The organism is Imhoffiella purpurea (assembly GCF_000585215.1).
GTDB classification, from domain to species: Bacteria; Pseudomonadota; Gammaproteobacteria; order Chromatiales; family Chromatiaceae; genus Imhoffiella; species Imhoffiella purpurea.
The window spans coordinates 154,370-174,292 of sequence record NZ_AONC01000040.1 but is presented as its reverse complement, the minus strand read 5'-3'; the positions used below and the strand labels follow the sequence as shown (position 1 = coordinate 174,292).

The window sequence follows — 19,923 nt, the reverse complement described above, 5'->3', positions numbered from 1 at the left end:
CTGTTGCGCGATTGAGACGATCCTCCGGACGTCGGATTCCCGGTCGCATCCACCGGTCGGCTCTGGCATTATCGATGGCGTTTTCGAGCGAGATAGAACTCGCCGAGGTGCAAGATGTGAAGACGTCAAGCGGCACGCTCCCTAGACTCCGTAACCGGATCGGTACCGGATTCTTGCTGGCCACGATCGTCTCGTTAACGGCCCTCGCCCTGGACACGGCGACCGGATTGCCCTCCACCACAACCGCCCTTCTGGCCGCCCTGACGATCGGTCTGGCCCTCATCCTCGTCTTCTTCGTCCTGCCCTGGAGAGGCATGCGCGAGATCAGCCAGCGCAAGAGCCTCGAGGCCGAACTGCGCGCGCGCATCGCCGCAGTCGAGGCCGCGGGCGACGCTATCGTCATCACCGACCCTCATGGCCACGTCCTCTACGCCAATCCGGCCTTCTCCACACAAACCGGATACAGCCTCGAGGAGGTCAAGGGCAAGCACACCCGAATCTTCAAGAGCGGCCGCCATCCAGCAGATTTCTACGCCGACCTGTGGAAAACCGTGCTCGATGGACGCGTCTGGCGCGGCGAGCTGTTCAACCGGCGCAAGGACGGCTCGCTCTGCGAGGAGGAGATGACCATCGCACCCGTGCTGGACGATTCCGCGAGGGTGGAATATTTCGTCGCCATCAAGCGCGACATCAGCGAACGCCGCAACATGGAGCGCGCGCTCCAAAGGGCGAACCAGCAGCTTCAGAAGAATCTGGCCCAGATCCGCCTGCTTCAGGAAGAACTCGCGGAGCAGGCCATCCGCGACCCGCTGACCGGACTCCACAACCGACGCTATCTCGACGAAACCCTGCCGCGCGAGCTGGCCCGCGCCCAGCACGAAGGCTATTCCATCACGGCGGCCATGGTCGATGTGGATCATTTCAAGCGCATCAACGACACCTGGGGGCACCCCGCTGGCGATGCCCTCCTGAAATCGCTGGCCAAGCTGCTGCAGCAACGATTCCGCGAGGGGGATATCGTCTGCCGGTACGGCGGCGAGGAGTTCCTGGTCCTGCTGCCGCACGCACCCGGGCATAACTGCCTATCCCGCGCCGAGGCGCTGCGACTGGAGTTCGCCGAGGTTCGGGTCCCCTACCAGGACACCCAGCTCCAGGCCACACTCTCGGTGGGGTTGGCGAGTTATCCCGAATGCGCGTGCTCGAGCCTGGAGCTGATCGGCAACGCCGACTCGGCACTCTACCGGGCCAAGCGCGGAGGCAGGAATCGCATCGAGGTCTTTTTGGCGCAAACCTCGGCCGAAACGACGGAATCCACTCGAACCCGAGCAGCACCCCCACCATAGGATGGGCGCATCGCATCATAACGCAGCGGGTCTCTCTGCTATTCACCTTGCTGTTACAATCCCCACCCGATTCGATTCCGAGGCACATCCGAGAAAGATGGCATCCGCAACCTCGTCCTCTCAGACCGAGCTATCGACCCAGGCGCGCATCGCCACCATCGGCAAGCTCAACTATCTGGACTTCTTCGGACTTGCCACGCCGCCTTTCCGCAATACATCCGGCATCGCCGATCTCTTCCTCAACGGCCAGCTGTCCGCCGCCCAGTCGCGTCTCGATTCCGTCCTGAATGGCCGCGAGGGCGGCATCATCGTGATGAACGGGGCACCGGGCTCGGGTAAGACAACGCTCGCCAACCATGTCGCCGACCGGCGCAAGGACAGAGACCGGGTCGCCAAGATCAACCGCACCCTACTGGCGGAGGACGAGTTCCTGCAGATCCTGCTGCATGCCTTCGATATTCCCTCCGAGAATCTCACGCCCAAACAGTCCCTGGAGCGCTTCGATACCTTCCTGAGGAAACGGGAGAGACAGAAGAAGCGCGTCATCCTGGTGATCGACGAGGCTCAGAACCTCAAGCCGGGCGTGCTGGACATGCTCCCCCATCTGCTGCGAGCCGAGGACGACAACCGGCCGGCGCTCTTCATCATCCTCATCGGCCAGGACGCCTTCGAGCATACGCTGGTCATGCACGGCAGCCGGCAACTGAAGGAGATGATCCTCTACCAGACCTATCTGACCAAGCTGAATTCGGGCGACACGGCGGGCTATATACAGCATCAGCTGAACGCGGCCGGGCTCACCCAGGAGAATCCGCTCTCGGAGCGGGCCATGCTCCGCATCCATCAGCTGACCGGCGGCAGCATGCGGCTCATCAACACCCTCTGCGACTTCGTGCTCTTCAACGCCAGCATGGGACGGATCCGGCGCATCACGCCCGACCTGGTCCAGACCACCTTCAACGCCCTCCAGTGGGAGCCCTCCAGCGACGGCCAGACGGACAAGGATGCATCCAAGCCGGCGACGGCCGACAACCAACCCCGCCTCGTCCTCGAATTCCGCGACAACACCCCGTTTCCGCTCGACAAGGAGTCGGTCACCATCGGCCGTGCGACCGACAACGACATCTGCATCCGCGATCTGCGCATCAGCCGCCACCACGCCAGACTCACCACCAGCCGCCAGGGCATCTCGGTCGAGGATCTCGAAAGCACCAATGGCGTCTATGTCAACCGGGTGCGCATCAAGGTCCGACTGCTCCAGGACGGCGATCTCATCGCCCTCGACGAGCACCGGATGCGATTTTTGAATCCGCAGGGCACCCGAGGCTGACCCAGCCGACAACGCTTGAATTTGCGGTAGAGCGTCCGCCAACCCACAGGCGACCGCGCGGCGATTTCCCCCGTGTTCCGCGAGCAGCCCGAGAATTGCGGTCGTTGTCAAGAAAGATGTCGCCTCGCTCGATGTCCCCCGTTTCGGGGACAAGGGTGTATCGCAGCAGCAGGATTTGAGCGGAGATACAGGTCGCTTACCCTCAAAACCGTCCATCCCGAGGATGCAATCCGGGTGATCGGCCAATAGCGGCACGGGCATCGTCGAGAATTTCCCGATCGGGAACAGCCGAATGGCGAACCCGGCTCTGCTCGACTCCGCTATCCAATGTCCGGTCTCGAAACCCGCCCTTGACTCCCTCCGGGTGGATTGGAGTTGGATTTCCTATCAGGTCAACGACAAGGCACTCGAACAGGTAAGCCCAATGATCAACATCAGCTATGCCAGACCGCACCACGACCGAGTCCACGAATCCATGATGCTCGCCTCGGCGGCGATCGCGGCGTCGCAGCCCTATTCGCTGACACTCAAGAACCAATCGGCGTCCCCCTGGACCTTCTTCGTCTATCAGCAGATGCCGAAAGAGGCGTCGGCCAACGTGTTCTCCCTAGCCTGGTTCGCCAGCCCGTTCGTGATCGTTCCGAACAACCAAATCAGCTTCGAGTGGGACGTGGATTACGGCTTCGTCTGGGGTGCCACCGGCATCGTGCGCCCCGGCGTCACCTTCGATGGCCAGGGCCAGCAGCCAGCCAGCCCGAGCGGCGCCAACACGACCCAGTTCACCACCAGCCCCGGACCGCACCTGACGAGTCCGGTGCAAGGCGATCCCCAGGGCTCGCTGGTCATCAAAGATGCCTCCAACGTGCCGAACAACACCTTCTCGGTCGGTATCAGCATGTCCGGTGCCGGCACCTTCGTCACCTCCGCCGGGCCGAACCTGCTCCACACCTTTACGCCCACTCCGAGCTATTGGATCGCCGCCGGGAACAACGTGAGGGTGGGTGAGATCCTCGACATCACGACGATCACCCAGACCGCGAACGTCGTGTTCCCCGTGAATGTCTACAAGCAGACCTACACACTCAACCAGAGCAACACCTGGGACAACACGACCGGTCAGTGACGAGGGCACCGGGCGGGCGAGTCATTCGCCCGCCGACAGAGAGCCACTGCCGATTCCAACCCAATCAAACAGGTGAATTCAAGATGCTCAGACTCCGCCTTTACCTGCCACTGCTTCTTGCCGCCGCGGTCAGCTTCGACGCCCTATCCGAGGGTAACGAGCAGGTCGCCGTCGGCACCAATCCGGTCACCACAGGTGCGATGATTCGCGGCATCACCCTGCAGGGGCCCGCCGGCGCCTCCGGGACCTCGACCGGCCGGACCTGCGACTTCTCCAAAGAAGAGGTCGATCAGGCCGGTCGTCTCACGGATGCGTCCATCAATTGCAAGCCAGGCGGAACCACCCAGCAGGTCCTGGTCGGTCTCCCGGGGCGGTTCAACGCCTACTGCGTGATCGTCTCCGGCGGTGTCAAAAGTGGTCGCGTCATCCAGGCCCCAGTAGGCGATGATGCCAACCATTGCCTGCTGTCTGGCGTCACGATAAAGGATGCGACCCAGCAGTTTGGCGGAGCGGTATGGCGATAATCCGCTAGCAATGGGCCGATACCTGCTCCGGCCGAAAAGCGGCCGGAGCACCTCGGAATGAAGAAGGAATCGCCCGATGACTGAGGCTTTTTCGACCTACACGCTATGGTTCGTCAATGACTCCGGGTATGCCGGAGAGGTCTGCGTCTACCAGCAGCCGGACAGCCAACAGAACTATGAAACGCTGGCGTGGATGGTGACCGGTGCCAACCCGAGCGTCCAGGTCGAATTCACCTGGAGCTCGGAATTCGACTTCCTGTGGGTCCAATACGGCCCAACGCGGGCACAGCAGGTGAAGCCGGCGACCAGCCTGGGCAGCTTGATCGACATCACGTACAACGACTTCGGTTTTACCTTTGGCCCCATCCAAACGCATGCGGAGGCGGGGCGCCTGGTCGTCAGCTCCGATGGCACCATTCCGACACATGCCGACGCGGTCGCCGGAATCGGCATGGGCGGTGCGGGCACCTTTGCAGGTCAGCTGCGCCCGAACGCTCGAATGCCTTTTACCCCCTCGGCCGCGCTCACATGTCTCATCACCTTCGGCAATTCCAGGGTCCAGGTGAACGACAGGCTCGACCCCGCCACCCTCAATCCCTCGGGCAAGATCCAGTACAGCGGTACCAACCGCATCATGACCGCAAGACTCGATGACGCGAACACCTGGCGGATCACCCCAGGCCCACCGCAGTCGTCCGCTACGACGGCAAGCACCGGGGGAGTCAAGGTACCCCGCACGACGCTGCATTACGTCGCGGGGAGAGGACTCGTGTGAGATTGGAACGGCGCCTTCGCCTGCGCGAGCGCACACGGCACCTATCGTCACTTCAAAGAGAACAACGCCATGATCAGTTCCCTCCCCGTCGGCACCGTCTGTCCTTTCGCCGGTCAGATCGATCCTCGTGGAACCACCAGCACACCGAATTCCACATGGGCGGGCAGCGCCTGCCCAGCGGGCCGCCCCGTTTCCCCGCAACCGGCCCCGGACGCACCGGCGAACAACCTGGAGGCCCAGGGCTGGATGCTGTGCGACGGGCGTTGGCTCGCCTGCGATGCCTTTGCGGAGCTCTATGCGGCACTCGGTGACCTCTATGGATCAAAGAGCGATGGCGGAACTGCCCGATTCAGGATTCCCGACTACCGCGGGCTGTTCCTGAGAGGCTTCGATGCGGGCTCCGGAATGGACCCGGATGCCGCCCAGCGGCTTGCGGCAAACGGCTCGAGCACCGCGAATCAGGTGGGCTCGTTCCAATGCGACGCGCTTCAGGATCACACCCACAATTACGATGTCACCAATGCTTCCGCTGTCTCTCAATCCGGACAAGCCGCGGGGGTGACGATCACCTCCAAACCGACCACCTCTCCCAACACACCGGCAGCACGGGTCTCGAGCGGGGAGACAAGGCCGCGAAACATCGCGGTCAACTACATCATCAAATTCCGTTGAAAGGATCAAGAAGCGTATCGCGTCGCCCACGCCGTCCAGGCGACGCACGCTCAGAGAGTACCGCCGCTTTCCGCGGCCCAACGCACCACCTCGGCCACGCTGTGCACATCCAGCTTCTGCATCAAGCGCTTGCGATAGGTGTCCACGGTGCCTGGGCTGATGGAGAGGATTCGGGCGATCTCCTTGCTGTGCAGCCCCTGGGACAAGAGGCGAACCACCTCCCGCTCCCTGGGTGAGAGCGTGACGGTCGGATGCCGATCGCACCGGAGTGGACGCAGCTTCCCGGCGATGGCGGGGGACATGAAGGTCCCGCCGGCGGCAACGAGACGCACGCCCAGGATCAGCTCGTCGAAGAGGCTGGCCTTGAGGACATAACCGGCGACGCCAGCCCGCTCGGCGTCGAGCGCGGTGGCCGGGTCTTCGTACATGGTGAGCAGCAGGATCCGCGTTGCCAGCCCCGCGGATTCGACCCGTCTGGCGATCTCGATGCCGGTCGCTCCCGGCATGGCGAGATCCAGGACGGCAATGTCGGGCTTAGAGTCACCGATCGCCTGCCACGCATCCTCCCCGTCACCGACCTCCCCGACCAGTTCGATGTCCGGCTCGGCGCGAAGCAGCGATGCCAACCCTTGACGGACAATGGCATGGTCATCGGCCAGAACGACTCGCATACTCATGGCATCGCGGTCGGTGCCAGCGGGATGCGAATGCGCACCAGGGTCCCCCGACCATGGCGGCTGCGCAAATCGACCCGACCTCGCACCGCGTCGATCCGCTCGCGCAGGATACTCAGCCCCATTCCGGACCGGCGCTCGCTGGAGGAACGCGGGGCGAGACCGATTCCATCGTCGACGATCGCGAGCGTCAAGCATCCCTTGGGGCGGGCGCGAAGATAGACATCGATCCGGCTCGCGTGCGCGTGATGGACCGCGTTGCACAGCGCCTCGCGGAACGCCAGGAAGCACTGGAGCTTGACCGATTCCGCCAAGACCAGAGGCGTCTCGTCGGCGTGAAAGATGACCGGGAGACCGGCCAATTCGGCACTCTCGTTGCACTGATCGAAGACCGCCGCCGTGAATGAGTGCAGCGTCAAGGGAGCGGGACGCAGCTCGACGTTCACATCGCGCAGCTGATCCAGTGCGTTTCTCGAGCCGACCACCAGCCTGTCGAGAGTGCCCGAGTCCAGCGGGGCCCCGCGCCGCAGCATCGATCGAGCTTGTGCGAGTTCCACATTCAGGGCGAGCAAGGTCTGACTGACGCCATCGTGCAAGGCCGCGGCCAACCGACTCCTGATCTCACGCTCGGCCTCTTCGCGCAGACGCAGGGACAATCGAGCCGCCGCGGCACGCTCGCGCAGTCCATGAATGCACGAGGAGAAGTCCTCGACGAGATCGGTGAGCAGCGAGGATTCCTGTGCCTCGAATGCGCCTGGCATGCTCGCAAAGATCCCGAGGACGCCCGAGGATGTCTCGCCGACGCGCAGGGGCAGCAGGATCGCCGAGCGATGCCCGAGACGGACGGCAGACACGCCCCAAGGAACGGCGCTGGCGGCATCTGAAGCGAGGTCGGGAACGACGATCGCCTGGCTTGAAGCGCGGACCAACCGAAAGAGACGGTCGTGCTCGGGGACGGCGAGGGAATTCCGCAGATCCCGGCCGAGGTCTCTCCCGCCCCGACCGGCTCGAGCGACCCATCGCAGCCGGGGACGCGCCCGACTGTCTCGATAGCCGATGCAGGCAAAGGCGTAATCGGTGCGATCGACCAGGGTCTCGCAAACGGCATGGAGTAGGGTTCGCTCGTCCGAGGCGTGAACGAAAAGACGGTTGCAGCGATAAACGACCGCTTGAGTGGCTTTCAGACGCGCCTCCGCCCGTTCGTCAGTCGATGAACGGATCCTATACGCGTCCGGGGTACCGACCAGAGTCCGTTCGAGCGCGGCCTGCACCTCTCTGCGGGAGCTCTCTTCCCGAGGCGCAGCGGCGTCGACGGAATCGCTCAGCTGCCAGCCATGGCGCGCGACCACAGGAAACAAGCGCGAGAGGTCGCGTCCCCGACCGCAGGCATTGGCATCAATACCATGAAAATACAACGAGATGAAATCTTCGGAACCATGGGCATTGTCGCTATCCATAACGATTTTTCCTGAGATTGGCTTTTCTACACGTCTTGTAGACGAACCACTTGACTGCTGGTTCCATCCGCCCTGTGGCGGATGGATCTATCTTAGAGCAAGCGGGGTAGCTCAACTAGGGAGATAACGCCTATCCATAACCGGAGCGGCCTCTGATCCAACTGATTGGAGCGATGGCATCAGGGCGGCGATCCGGACCGATATCAGCGACGCGCCTCGACTCGCACGCCGTCGTCGATCTCTCGATCCGGATGGACGATGACCTCCTGACCGACATCCAATCCGGCGATCAGCTGGGTCCGCAACGCCCCTCGGCGTCCGATGCGAACGGTGACGAGACGGGCGCGGCCATCCTCCAGGCGAAAGACGGCCCATTCATCCCCCGACCGGAAGAGGCTGCTGGTCGGGACCTGGAGCACATCCTCCGACTCCCAGAGAACGAAGCGGGCGTTGACGCGGTATCCGTGTCCCAGGCGTTCCCAGCGCGCGCGCGGCGAGACGAAGTCGGCGATCACCCAGACCCGCTGTTCCTCGACGCCCAACGCCGAGATCTTGGTGAAGCCGGTCGGCTCGATGCGGCCGACCTGGGCCTCCAAGGGCTCGGGCTGGCCCCAGCGTTCGAGGAGGACCCGCATCCCGGGGGCGAGACGCACGGCATCGGACGAGAGCACGTCGACCTCGATCTCCAGCTCTCCCGGATCGCCGATCTCGAGGATGGGGTCGCCGGGCTGGACCACGCGCTCGCTCTCGAAGGCGCGCGACAGGATCCGGCCGGAGACGGGCGAGCGCAGCTGCAGGACGCCGGTTTCTGAGGATTCCCGCTCCCCCGCGTAGCCCAGCTCGGCCCCGGCCGAGACCAGTTCCTGCCGTGCCGCACTCACCCGGTGGCGCGCCGCGGCCAGCTCGGCCCGAGTGCGGCGCGCCTCGGCATCGGCCTGATCGACCTGGGTGCGCGAGACCATGTCCCGGTCGGCCAATCGCCGCATACGCGAGCGCTCCTTGGCGGCGAGATCGGCGGCGGCCTCGGCGGCCCTGGCCGTCTCCAGCCACGCCTCCAGATCGGATGCGGCGGCCTCGACCCGCGCCTTGGCCTGCCGGTCGTCCCGCTTGTTCAGGGCGGGGGCGGCCAAGGGATCCAGGGTGGCGACTACCTCGCCGGCGGCGACCGCATCCCCCACGTCCAGCCGGAGACGCCGCGCCTGGGCGGCGATCGGGGCCGAGATCGCATAGGGCTCGATCACCCGGGTCCGTCCCTCGGCCTCGAAGGCGACCTCCAGGTGCCCGCGGGTCACGGGCTCCACATCGACCAGACGCGGCGTCGGGCGCATGCCCCAGACGAGCAGGAGGACCAGCAGCAAGCCGCCGAGCAGGACGTAGAACAGACGGCGGAATCCGGAGGGCTGTCGTTTCATCATTCGCGGGTCTTGAGCACGGCGACCAGATCGAGTCGCGTCAGACGGCGGGCGACCATGACCCCCGACAGGGCGGTGGAGACCAGGATCACCAGCGCCGAGAAGGCGTAGACCGATGGCTCGATGACGAGCGGAAAGCGGTAGAGGTCGGAGGAGACGCCCTCGACGATGGCAACGATCAGCAGTGTACCGATCGCGAATCCGACGGGGATGGCCAGGAGCGTCAGCACCAGGATCTCGCCGAGCAGGATGAAGGCGATCTCGCCGAGTCCGAATCCGAGCACGCGCAGCGTGGCCAGATCGCGCGCACGCTCGGTCAGGGCGATGCGGGCGTTGTTGTAGACCACGCCGAAGGCGATGCTGCCGGCGAGCAGGCTGGCGACGAAGGCGAAGCTCAGAACGATCTCGACCATGGAGTCGGTGAAGCTCTGGATGGCGCGCAGGCGGTCCGTCACCCCGGCGACCCTGGGCGCCTCCTTGAGACGCGCCACCACCGCCTCGCGGGCGCCCGGGGCCAGATCGATCAGCGCGCCCGAGATGGCCTCGCCCTCGCCGGCGAGCCGGTCGAGCGCCTCCAGATCCATATAGGCCGACACCCCTGTCCATTCGCTGACGACGCCGACCACGGCGATCTCGCGCCTGTCGCGGCATCCCTCGAGGAAGTCGACCTCAAGCCGGTCGCCCGGGCGCACCCGCAGGATCTCGGCCAGATACTCGCTGATCAACAGACCCTCCGGCGGTATCTCCAGCACCCGCAGCCGATCGTCGAGCACACGGCGCAGCCGGCCGTCCGGCGGCAGGCCCTGGATGGCCGTGCGGTAGCTGGCGTGCGCGTGCCGCAGCCGGACCGCGATGCTGCGCGTCGGCTCGACCCAGTCGACGCCGGGCAGCGCGGCGAGCTCCTGGACCGCGCGACGGGAGGTCGGCTCGACGAAGGTCAGACTCAGATCGTCGCGCTGGGCCAGACCGTATTGCACCTGGATGAGATAGTCCAGCGCCCCTTCCTGGAAGCGGCCCACCATGAGGATGCCGCAGCCCATGGCGATGCCCAGGATCGAGAGCCCGGCGCGCAGCGGCTGGCGCTCCAGGTTGCGCAGGATCATGCGCACCGGCTGGCTGAAGAAGCGCTCCAGACCCAGGCGTTCGATCAGGATGGGCCGATAGAGGGCCGGCGGCTCGGGCCGCATGGCCTCGGCCGGCGGCAGCCGAACCGCCCGCCAGAGCGCCGTCAGAGTCCCCAGGAGCCCGGCCGCCAGCGTGACCAGCACCGCGATGCCGACCACGCGGGACGCGATCCGGAATTCGAGATAGGGGAAATGGAAGAAGTCCCGATAGAGTTCCGCCATCTGCTGGGCCAGCCAGATCCCGGCCGCGGTCCCCAGAAGGAGCCCGAGCAGGACGATGAGCAGGACCCATTGGACATAGTGCCAGCCGACCTGGAGATTGGTATAGCCGAACGCCTTGAGGATGGCGATCTGGTCCCTCTGGGTGCCGATCAGACGGGTCAGGACCACGTTGAGCAGAAAGGCGGCGACGCCGAGGAAGATCCCGGGCAGCAGCTTGGCCATGCCCTGGAGCTGCTCCAGCTCGGCGCTGAGATAGCGGTCGGAGAGCTGATCCTCGCGCGCCAGCGCGCCCAGGCCGCCGTAGGGTTCGAGGAGCAGATCCAGGCGCTCGATCACATCCTGGGTGCGGGCATCCCGGGTCAGGGACAGCACCAGGTCGTTGAAGGCGCCGTCCATGTCGTAGGCGTTCGCCAGTTGGGTGCGGTTCATCCAGAAGATGCCGTGACGCGCATAGTCGGGGAAGATATCGCCCGGCTTGATTTGATAGATGTATTCGGGCGAGAGGGCGACGCCCACGATCTCGAGCCGCTGACGGCGGCCGTGGATGATGGCCGCGAGACCGTCTCCGGGATGGAACCCATGGGCGTCCGCGAAGGACTGGCTCGCGACCACCTCCTGGTCCCTGCCTGGCTCGGGCAGTCGCCCCTCGCGCAGGAAGAGCCGGTTGAGCTCGGCATTGCGCCCGTCGGGAAGCGAGACGAGCACGCCCGTGGCCGGGTCCTCGAAGTCCGGAATGTCCAGGTTGACGCCCGCCACCACCCGGGTCTCGACCCGCTGGACGCCGGGGATGCGCTCGACCGACTCGCGCAGGGGTTCGGGTGCCCGCTTCAGCGAGGCGAAGACGGCGGCGAAGCGGTAGTCGCGGTAGAAGGCGTCGCGGGTGAGCGTCAGCGAGTCGAGCGACGCGAGCGCCATGATGAGGGTCGAGACCCCGCCGGCGATGACCACGCCGATGGCCAGCGCCTGGCCGCGCATGCGCCAGGTCTCGCGCAGCAGCTTGCGGCTCAGGGCGCTCACCAGCTGAGCTCCGAGGGTGCCAGCCGGCTCCCGTTCTCGCGGATCGACTGGATGCGTCCGTCGCTCATCTGCACCACCCGGTCGGCCATGGCGGCGATGCCCGCATTGTGCGTGATCACCGCGGTCGTGGTACCCAGCTCGCGATTGATGCGCTCCAGGACCTGCAGCACGATCACCCCGGTGCTGGAGTCGAGTGCGCCGGTCGGCTCGTCGCAGAGCAGGACCCTGGGCCGCTTGGCGATCGCTCGGGCGATGGCCACCCGCTGCTGCTCGCCGCCCGAGAGCTGAGCGGGAAAATGGTCGAGCCGGCCGCCCAGACCGACCAGGTCCAGGGCCTCGTGCGGCGCCATGGGATCGGCGGCGATCTCGGTGACGATGGCCACGTTCTCGCGCGCGGTCAGGCTCGGGATCAGGTTGTAGAACTGGAAGACGAAGCCGACGACCTCGCGGCGAAAGGCGGTCAGCTCGCGATCGCCCGCCCGGGTGAGGTTCCAGCCGTCGCAGACCACCTCGCCCGCGCTCGCCCGATCGAGCCCGCCCAGGATGTTCAGCAGGGTCGACTTGCCGCTGCCCGAGGGACCGAGCAGCACCACCAGCTCGCCGGAATAGAGATCCAGATCCACGTCCTGCAGCGCGGGGACACTCACCTCGCCCATGACATAGGTCTTGGCCAGGCCGCGCACGACGAAGACCGAAGAGGCGGATTCGCTCGGCATCGGAAGAGGATTTCGCAGGATTCGTGGATGTTATGATCCGGGCAGTCCCGCGCGATAGCGAGGCACCCAGTCAACGGGCATACTAGCACCGCATCATTTCACAACGGATGAGATCGAGATCAAGCGATGGCGAATGACACCAATGTGACCTGGCACGAGCATCAGGTCTCACGTTCCGACCGCGAGGCCATGAAGGGCCACAAGGGTTGTGTCGTCTGGTTCACCGGACTCAGCGGCTCGGGGAAGAGCACGCTGGCAAACACCCTCGACCATCGGCTGCACGGCCACCGCATCCATAGCGCCGTGCTCGATGGGGACAATGTCCGCCATGCGCTCAACGCCGGGCCCAAGATGCTGTGCGCCACCCACGGCGACGAATTCGCCGAGCGTTTCGGACTGGGCTTCTCGGCCATCGACCGCGAAGAGAACATCCGCCGCATCGGGGCCGTGGCCCAGCTCTTCTCGCAGGCCGGCATCATCGCCCTGACGGCCTTCATCAGTCCCTACCGGCGCGACCGCGACCGGGTGCGTGCCACCATGGGGCCGGACGAGTTCATCGAGGTCTTCGTGGATACGCCGATCGAGATCTGCGAGCAGCGCGATCCCAAGGGGCTCTACAAGAAGGCCCGGGCAGGAGAGATCAAGGGATTCACCGGAATCGACGACCCCTACGAGCCGCCGCTCTCACCTGAGCTGACCCTTCATGCGGGCCAGAAATCGCCCGGCGAACTGATCGACGAGGTGATGAAGTATCTCCTGGAGCGAGACATCATCTCCCTTTGAGGAAAAAACAGCCGCCAGTGGCACTGGCGGCTGGTAGCTGGTAGCTGGTAGCTGGTAGCTGGTAGCTAACCTACCCCTGTTCCAGCAGCTTGCGCAGATCGATGACGGCGGCGTTGGCCCGCGAGATGTAGGAGGCCATCACCAGCGAGTGGTTGGCCATGGGGCCGAATCCGGTGCCGTTGAGGATCAGCGGACTCCAGATCGAATCCTGGGTGTCCTGCAGCTTGCGAATGATCTGCTGGAGCGACACCAGCGCATTCTTGTCCTCGAGGACGCTCTTGAAGTCCATTTCCATCGCCTGGAGCGTATGGATCAGGGCCCAGGTGTATCCGCGCGCCTCGAAGAAGATGTCGTCGATCTGGAGCCAGGGCGTCTTCTGGACGGTCTGCACCGGCACCGGGGTCGACTGACGCGCGCTGGGATCGCCGGCCAGATCGGTGTTCAGATTGGCCTCTCCGACCGCGTAGGACAGCCGCTGGGACAGGTTGCCGAGACGCTTCTCGACCAGCTGCAAGTAGGCGGTGAGGTTGTCGGCGCGGGCGAAGAACTGACCGTCGGTGGCCTTGTCGTCGGCGAGACGATTCAGATAGCGGGTCAGCGCGACCAGACCCTTCTTGTACTCGGACTCGCTCGAAGGCAGGATCCAGGAATTCGAGTTGTAGTTGAACTGGGGCTGGGCCACCTGCAGGTCCTTGTCCTCGATTGACTGCGACTGCGCCCGGCTGAAGTCGTTGCGCAACGAATCCGCGAGATCGCGCAGCTCGGTCAGGACGCCGAATTCCCAGTTGGGGATGTTGTCCAGGTAGACGCCGGGCGGGGTCATGTCGTTGGTCAGATAGCCGCCCGGCTTGTTCAGCAGGGTGTCGCCGATCCGAATGGCGGTCGCCGCCGTGTAGGTGCCCGTCACCAGCTTGCTCTCGTCGCCGCCGAGCATCTCGAGGGCGTTCTGGTGGACGTCGAAGGTCGCCGGCGAGCGCGACCAGATGATCCCAAGGATGATCACCACCACGAAATAGGTGACGAGGAACAGCCCCCCCGTCCACCAGATGCCCTTCTCCTTCCAGATGCGGGGATCGTAGAGCGCGATGAGGCGCTTGACCCGTGTCTTCAAATCCGGTCTTTCCAAAGAGAGGTTTGGACTCATAGAAAACTCCTCATATATAAAAACCTTAGGATATCCGCAACCCGAATGACCCGGAGCCTCGGCCAGAATAACCATATGCTTCACTAGGTAGTGTTGGGGCTAAACCACCAATTGCCACCCTCGGCGAATCTCCGAGCGATCGCCTGACCGCTCGGCATCGGCATACCCTGTCGTGAATCCTCAGGCGAAATCGTGCTGGATGATGTCGACCACCCTCCGGCAGATCTCCCGACCGTAATCCGTCCACAACCCCTGCCCCCAATAGCGATAGCAGCTGGTCTGGGATGCCATCAGATGGAAGAGCGCATTGCGGTAGCGCTCGTCGCCGGTCGCCGTCCCCGGAGTCAGGACCTTTTCGCTGAAGAGCGCGCTGGCCTCTTCCATCGGCCCCAGCACGTTATCGTAGCCCTCGACCCAGGAGAGATCGCTGGTCCAGCTGCCGCCATCCATGTGGAAACGACCGTCCTCCTGCTTGAGATCCTCGATCGTCCGGGCCAGTTTCTCCGGACCGTCGCCGGGCTGAATGCGCGACCAGATGCGATCCTGGAAGAGCGGCTGGACCTCGGGCAGATCCGACACTTCGACCCCCAAGGCGAACAGGTGTTCCAGGTATTCGCTGACGTTCATCAGCGGAGTGGCCGAATGACTCGCGGCGGCGGCCACCTCCATGAACTTGCCCGGGAACTCGTTCATCATGACCCCACCGTTCTCGCCGTCGGCGATCTGAGTCACCAGCGGCGGCACGGACTTGCCGGCGAGCTCGAGCCGCTCCAGACCCTGCGCCTCGTACCAGGGCTGCATCTGGGCGACCAGCTTGGTATCCGAGCCCTGGGTCTTGACGATGGCGATGATGCTGACGCTCTCGCCGTGCGAATTGGTGCAGACCAGACGATGCGGAAGATGCGGACGCTCCGGATGGCGCCCATTGTCGATCTGCTGGACCGTGTGTTCCTGAACCAGAACCCATTGATAGCCGCAGTCGACCAGCGTCTTGACGTATTCGTAAGCCACGTCCGGATGGTTGGGCAGGGCCATTTCGGAGGGCGAGAAGCCTCTGACGCGCTCCAACGCCTCCCAGCCGAAGAGGGCGGCGAAATGCTGCTGGAAGGCGCGCACGTGCAGCCGGTAGTCCTGCACCGGCGTCGAGGGCGCGACCGCGTGCCCCCAGGGCATGCCGAGCCACTCGACCGCCCAATTGTAATCCGGATTGCAGGTGATGGTCTTGAGGGCGTCGATGACATGATCCTCGCCCATCTTGCGCAGTCCGTGGAGCAGGGTACCCGAATATTCCAGCATGCAGCGCGGCGACTTGCCCTCCCCGACCAGCTGTGGGATGAATTCGCCCATGCGCTTGTAGCACCAGACGAAGGCCGGGGCGTTGTAGTTATCCCCGATGTGCTGGTTGTGCATCATGTACTGCAGATTGCTGATCAGCGCCGCGGTGCGCAGGTCCTCGCCCCCAGCCGGGATCAGCGGCTGATGCTGGTGCAGCGCGATCGCGCAGGCCGCGCGGATGGATCCGAAATCGACACCACCGCGCTCGGCGAAGAGGGCGCGCGCGCGTCCGCCCTCGACGACCGTCGCCACCTCGGCTTCGTGACCGGAGACATTGGGGACATCACCGACATATTCGGACAATTGGTTCACGGTCAGCTCCTGTAGATTCAATGAATGTGGTCGATCTTGGATGCAGGCCCGGCATCAGACCGGGCGATCGTCCGAAGGCGTCTCGTCCGCCTGGACCTGCCGCAGCGCTTGGGACGCGGTTTCGGAAGACTCCATCTCGATGGAGTCCGAGACATCCGCCGCCCCAGGCTCGACGGCGGCCGTATCCGCATCGGCGGACTCGGTCGGGGCCTCGTCCGCCGGAACCTCGATCCCGATCCGGGCCATGGCCGCGCGGCTGGACGCAAGATCGGCCTCGGCACGCGGCACCCATGCCTCGCCCCAGTAGATGTTGCAGCTGGTCTCGGCCCTCAACAGATAGAACATGGCCTCTTCGATGGCCTCCGCATGGGGGCCTTCGTGGATACCCCGCTCGCCCGCGAACCAGCGTGCGTCGTGGATCGCGCGGCTGAGACGCTCGAAATCGGCCACCGCATGACGCTGAGGCTCCGAGCCCGTCCACTGGGTGAAGTCGCGGCCATGATGCCAGCCGGTGTTCCAGGCACCGGTGCGCACCCGCACCTCGCCGTGCGCGCCATGGGTGTCGAGATAGTCGCTGATGAATGTCGGCGTCACGTCCGACTCGCCCGCCGCCAAACGTTCGAGCAGCGGCAGATAGAAGACGCTCCAGAAATTGGCCCCTTCGGTCACGTTGCGGAACCAGCCGCCGTTCTCGCCGTCCGTGCAGGTAGCGACCAGCGGCGGGAAATCGCACCATTTGGTGCGTTCGGCGACCTCGTTGAGGAACCAGTCGAGCTCCATGCCGGATTCCTGCGCGTCCGACAGCTCGCGATCGCGGACCACCACGACGATCTCGTCGTCCCCGTAGCGGGCGATGTGCGGCCGATAGCGCAGCTCCTGCCAGCTCATCTCGGTCACCGGCTCGACATGCTCGCTGTCGACCATGACATAGCGGAAGCCGAAGGAGCGCAGCAAGGGGATCAGCTCCATGGAGAAGCCCATCTCGGGGGGCCAGAAGCCCTGGAACCTGGGGCGCCACAACAGATGATGCGCGATCCCCAGCCAGCGGCGCAGATGCTCCTTGCGATCCGCTTCGGGAATCAGGGGCAGAACGGGGTGATAGTAACCGGTACCGATCACCTCGAACAGCGACTGGTTCTGCAGGTGCCAGAGCAGCGAGCCGCAATCGACGATCCCGTAGACCTGCTGCTGGAAAACCGGATCCGAAAGCGTCTCGAGCAGGGTGCCGGACAGGGACAGATGGACCCGGGCCCGGTCCTCGTGACCCCATAGCGACCTGGGGATGCGATCCAGTGCGAACAGGATCTCCTTCGCCTCCCAGGACTGATTCGCGAGCAGCTCCTGGAGGTTGCCAGAGGGCTGATGGAGATTGAGCACGAGTGCGTGATGAACCGTCATCTTGATGAAACCCCGTCGGTGACCTTTGTCGAAGAGAATATCAAAGCCGGCACGAGAGACCCACTACAGCGGCATGACCCTGACTTCGTTCCTCGACTCGGCGGAACACGCGACGGTCCGTTTTCGGTCTCCTCACCGCAGACAAGGATCAATGGTGTCGGGGATTGGGTTCCGGATTCCCTCGGAAGAGGCATGGACGATCGATCGCACCGAGGGCACTGCGCCCGAGCGCATTCGGCACTATCATGCCGCAGTGGAATTGAGCGACGCATTGACCAATAATCGCAGGGCACGCGAGGATGCGTGAAGATTGCGATACCCCGTACCATCCAGGACGAGACCTGTTGACACGTGCGTCGCGGCCGTTGCAATCACAGGGGCACGAGCGAACGGCACCGAGGATGAAAACCAAAGATCAAGAGGCAAGCGATTGACATGGCCGACGACAAAATCGTAACCAAGAAGACGGCGGCGAAAAAGCCGGCAGCCAAGAAGACGACCGCCCGCCAATCGGGTGCTGCCGCGGCGACGACCAAGACGAAGGCCGTAGCGAACAAGCCTGCCGCAACCAAGCCGGCGGAGCCCAGGAAGAAGACCACCGCCACCCCAGCCAAGAAGACCGTGACCAAGAAGACGGCCGCTGCCGCCCCCCCCAAGGCGGCGTCTGCGCCCAAGGCGATGTCCGTTGCGGACGACAGTCAGGGCACGCTGAAGCTGCTCGCCAACGCATCCCAGCAGAAACGCATGGCGATGATCCAGGAGGCGGCCTACTACAAGGCCGAGAAGCGGAATTTCGCGCCCGGACACGAGGCGGCGGATTGGGCCGAGGCGGAACGCGATATCGACGAACTCATCGCGCGCGCCAGGGCGATGACAGGCTCCTGAGAGCCTGAGAGGCAGAGGTTCTCGGCTCGGCGAGCCACCTCTGGCCGGCCGAGACGTGGTGAATCCAAGCGGCACGTCTCGGCTTTGGGCGCCAGCGCAGGACAAGCCGCCAGAAGAAGCGTTACAGGCCCAATTCGTCCAGCAGATCCTGTTCGATGGCGGACGTCGTCGTTGGAGCGACCGTGGCTGCCTGACCGCCTCGCTGTTCTTCCACGATTCGATCCGGATCAACCTCGACCTGCTCGAACTCGTGCAGCTTGATGAAGTCGGTCTTGTCCATCGCCAACTCCATGTAGAAGACGTTACGGCGCTCGGTGGTGAAGGCCACGCGGCGCGCCTGAGCGCGGTCCAGATTGGTATCGATGCTGACCAGCACCTCCTTGTTGATGGTGAGCATCTTCGGCTGGTTCTGGTTGATGGAGACCAGAAGCTTGTGCCCCACGTTGCCGGTGAAGTCGCCGACGATCTGATTCATCAGTTCGCCCAGCATGTTGCCGACCTCGTCCGAGGTATGCTTGGTCGCCAGCTCCGACTCCGGCATGCCCATGTTCATCATGTAGGCCCGATAGATCTCCATCGCCGACAGCGAGGAGAAGTTCATGATGACCAGGCCGGAGAAACCACCGTCGAAGAGCACGAAGCACCCGATATCGGGCCGCAGACAGGTGCGGGTGATCTTCTGCACCATCGGCGAATAACTGATCTGAGTCCCCGTGGCAGTGGTCAGAACCTTTTTGACGGAGTCGCACAACATCACCAGGATGTCGTCCGTCGAGAGCGTGTTGGATTTTGCCACCTGTATCCTTCTCTGCAGAATCGAATCTTGATTGCCGCCAGAAGCATCGGCTCGCGCACGAGGCTGGCGGATACCTGGGGCATTCGTCCGGGCATCCCGTTCGGATGCCGCACGAATGCGCCAACTCATAATAGATCTTTTCCAGCTCGCCCTTGCGACGGATCCCCGGTTGGGGGATCGATCGAAAGCGCCTGGATCGCGCGCACCTGCCGAATCGCTTCGCCGCGAGGGGAGAATCGACTCCAGCCTCCTCAAGTGGATACTATCTTTACGCTTCTCAAGCCGGAGACGGGATCCTCCCATCTTTCCGCAGCTCATCCACGGACACCTCCCGCGCGATCCACGTCTTGTACCCGATCTCCGCCCCCGGCGATGTGATCGAATCCACAGGGCCGTGCCCCCGCATACTCACCGCCAATACCCAGATAAATATCATGGTCTTCAGCGTCACCAAGAACATCCGTTTCTCGCATTGCGATCCGGCCGGGATCGGCTTCTATCCGCGTTATGTCGAGCTCTGCAACGAGGTCGTCGAGGACTGGTTCCGCGATGGGATCGGCATCGGCTTTCGCGACCTTCTCGAAGAGCATCGGCTCGCCATCCCCACGGTGAGGCTCGAGGTCGACTTCCTGGTCCCGAGCGTCTATGGGGATAGATTGGAGTTCACCCTGAGCGTCGAGGAGATCGGAAACAGCTCGCTTCAGCTCGCGATCAGTGCCTGGAACGGCACGGAAGAACGGATCCGGATCCGGCTCAAGGGCGTCATGGTATCGGTGGACGACATGCGGCCCATCCGCATCGACGAGGCATGGCGCCGGCGATTCTCGGGGTTCATGCGGTAGGGATTCCAACCTCACCCATCCGAGTGCTTTTCCGATCGA

The 19,923-nt window shown here is 64.1% G+C and carries 18 protein-coding genes; 9 read left to right on the top strand and 9 right to left on the bottom strand.

The window, feature by feature from the left end; all coding sequences use genetic code 11:
* Window positions 1-227 precede the first annotated feature (227 nt).
* From D779_RS13815 to D779_RS13790, 6 genes are all read left to right on the top strand, one after another.
* Window positions 228-1,343 (top strand): sensor domain-containing diguanylate cyclase, encoded by a 1,116-nt coding sequence (locus D779_RS13815; protein WP_232424189.1) that lies wholly within the window; start codon window positions 228-230, stop codon window positions 1,341-1,343.
* A 97-nt stretch (window positions 1,344-1,440) separates the two neighbouring features.
* Entirely contained in the window at window positions 1,441-2,673 is a 1,233-nt protein-coding gene (locus D779_RS13810) for an FHA domain-containing protein (RefSeq protein ID WP_043754972.1), read from the top strand.
* A gap of 424 nt (window positions 2,674-3,097) precedes the next feature.
* Window positions 3,098-3,796: a hypothetical protein gene (locus D779_RS13805; protein WP_052348135.1), complete on the top strand. Its 699-nt coding sequence runs from the start codon at window positions 3,098-3,100 to the stop codon at window positions 3,794-3,796.
* Window positions 3,797-3,879: 83 nt separating this feature from the next.
* Complete coding sequence (locus tag D779_RS13800; RefSeq protein ID WP_052348134.1) at window positions 3,880-4,320, top strand: hypothetical protein; 441 nt, start codon at window positions 3,880-3,882, stop codon at window positions 4,318-4,320.
* 76 nt (window positions 4,321-4,396) lie between these two features.
* Window positions 4,397-5,095: a hypothetical protein gene (locus D779_RS13795; protein ID WP_043754969.1), complete on the top strand. Its 699-nt coding sequence runs from the start codon at window positions 4,397-4,399 to the stop codon at window positions 5,093-5,095.
* A 69-nt stretch (window positions 5,096-5,164) separates the two neighbouring features.
* Window positions 5,165-5,767 (top strand): tail fiber protein, encoded by a 603-nt coding sequence (locus tag D779_RS13790; RefSeq protein WP_081763518.1) that lies wholly within the window; start codon window positions 5,165-5,167, stop codon window positions 5,765-5,767.
* Between the two features lie 50 nt (window positions 5,768-5,817).
* On the opposite strand, the gene D779_RS13785 is transcribed toward D779_RS13790, so the two are convergent.
* From D779_RS13785 to D779_RS13765, 5 genes are all read right to left on the bottom strand, one after another.
* Window positions 5,818-6,444, bottom strand: coding sequence for a LuxR C-terminal-related transcriptional regulator (locus D779_RS13785; protein WP_043754967.1), 627 nt, complete (start codon window positions 6,442-6,444; stop codon window positions 5,818-5,820).
* Window positions 6,441-7,898: a GAF domain-containing sensor histidine kinase gene (locus D779_RS13780; RefSeq protein WP_043754965.1), complete on the bottom strand. Its 1,458-nt coding sequence runs from the start codon at window positions 7,896-7,898 to the stop codon at window positions 6,441-6,443. The genes D779_RS13785 and D779_RS13780 overlap by 4 nt, the downstream gene beginning before the upstream one ends.
* A 203-nt stretch (window positions 7,899-8,101) precedes the next feature.
* Window positions 8,102-9,313, bottom strand: coding sequence for an efflux RND transporter periplasmic adaptor subunit (locus tag D779_RS13775; RefSeq protein WP_232424188.1), 1,212 nt, complete (start codon window positions 9,311-9,313; stop codon window positions 8,102-8,104).
* A complete protein-coding gene (locus D779_RS13770) occupies window positions 9,310-11,673 on the bottom strand; it encodes an ABC transporter permease (RefSeq protein ID WP_043754960.1) in 2,364 nt (787 codons plus the stop codon). Before D779_RS13770 ends, D779_RS13775 begins: the two co-directional genes overlap by 4 nt.
* Complete coding sequence (locus D779_RS13765; RefSeq protein ID WP_043754958.1) at window positions 11,670-12,389, bottom strand: ABC transporter ATP-binding protein; 720 nt, start codon at window positions 12,387-12,389, stop codon at window positions 11,670-11,672. The genes D779_RS13770 and D779_RS13765 overlap by 4 nt, the downstream gene beginning before the upstream one ends.
* Window positions 12,390-12,515: 126 nt before the next feature.
* On the opposite strand from D779_RS13765, the gene cysC reads away from it, so the two are divergent.
* Entirely contained in the window at window positions 12,516-13,172 is a 657-nt protein-coding gene (cysC, locus tag D779_RS13760; protein WP_043754956.1) for an adenylyl-sulfate kinase, read from the top strand.
* A 70-nt stretch (window positions 13,173-13,242) separates the two neighbouring features.
* Here cysC and D779_RS13755 read toward each other — a convergent pair whose 3' ends face one another.
* The 3 genes from D779_RS13755 to D779_RS13745 form a co-directional block, all read right to left on the bottom strand.
* The gene (locus D779_RS13755) at window positions 13,243-14,316 is read right to left on the bottom strand and encodes a DUF2333 family protein (RefSeq protein ID WP_043754953.1); all 1,074 of its coding nucleotides are present in this window, start codon (window positions 14,314-14,316) and stop codon (window positions 13,243-13,245) included.
* A 180-nt stretch (window positions 14,317-14,496) separates the two neighbouring features.
* On the bottom strand, window positions 14,497-15,963 hold the full coding sequence (locus D779_RS13750; protein WP_043755087.1) for a glycosyl hydrolase family 57: 1,467 nt from the start codon (window positions 15,961-15,963) through the stop codon (window positions 14,497-14,499).
* 54 nt (window positions 15,964-16,017) lie between these two features.
* The gene (locus tag D779_RS13745) at window positions 16,018-17,361 is read right to left on the bottom strand and encodes a polysaccharide deacetylase family protein (RefSeq protein WP_043754951.1); all 1,344 of its coding nucleotides are present in this window, start codon (window positions 17,359-17,361) and stop codon (window positions 16,018-16,020) included.
* A 435-nt stretch (window positions 17,362-17,796) separates the two neighbouring features.
* On the opposite strand from D779_RS13745, the gene D779_RS22905 reads away from it, so the two are divergent.
* Window positions 17,797-18,246 carry a DUF2934 domain-containing protein gene (locus D779_RS22905; RefSeq protein WP_081763517.1) on the top strand — a complete coding sequence of 150 codons (450 nt, stop codon included), beginning with the start codon at window positions 17,797-17,799 and terminating at the stop codon, window positions 18,244-18,246.
* A gap of 121 nt (window positions 18,247-18,367) precedes the next feature.
* On the opposite strand, the gene D779_RS13735 is transcribed toward D779_RS22905, so the two are convergent.
* The gene (locus D779_RS13735) at window positions 18,368-19,042 is read right to left on the bottom strand and encodes a DUF3334 family protein (RefSeq protein WP_043754948.1); all 675 of its coding nucleotides are present in this window, start codon (window positions 19,040-19,042) and stop codon (window positions 18,368-18,370) included.
* Between the two features lie 434 nt (window positions 19,043-19,476).
* Between D779_RS13735 and D779_RS13730 the strand changes: the two genes are divergently transcribed.
* Window positions 19,477-19,884 (top strand): acyl-CoA thioesterase, encoded by a 408-nt coding sequence (locus D779_RS13730; RefSeq protein WP_043754944.1) that lies wholly within the window; start codon window positions 19,477-19,479, stop codon window positions 19,882-19,884.
* Window positions 19,885-19,923: the final 39 nt, after the last annotated feature.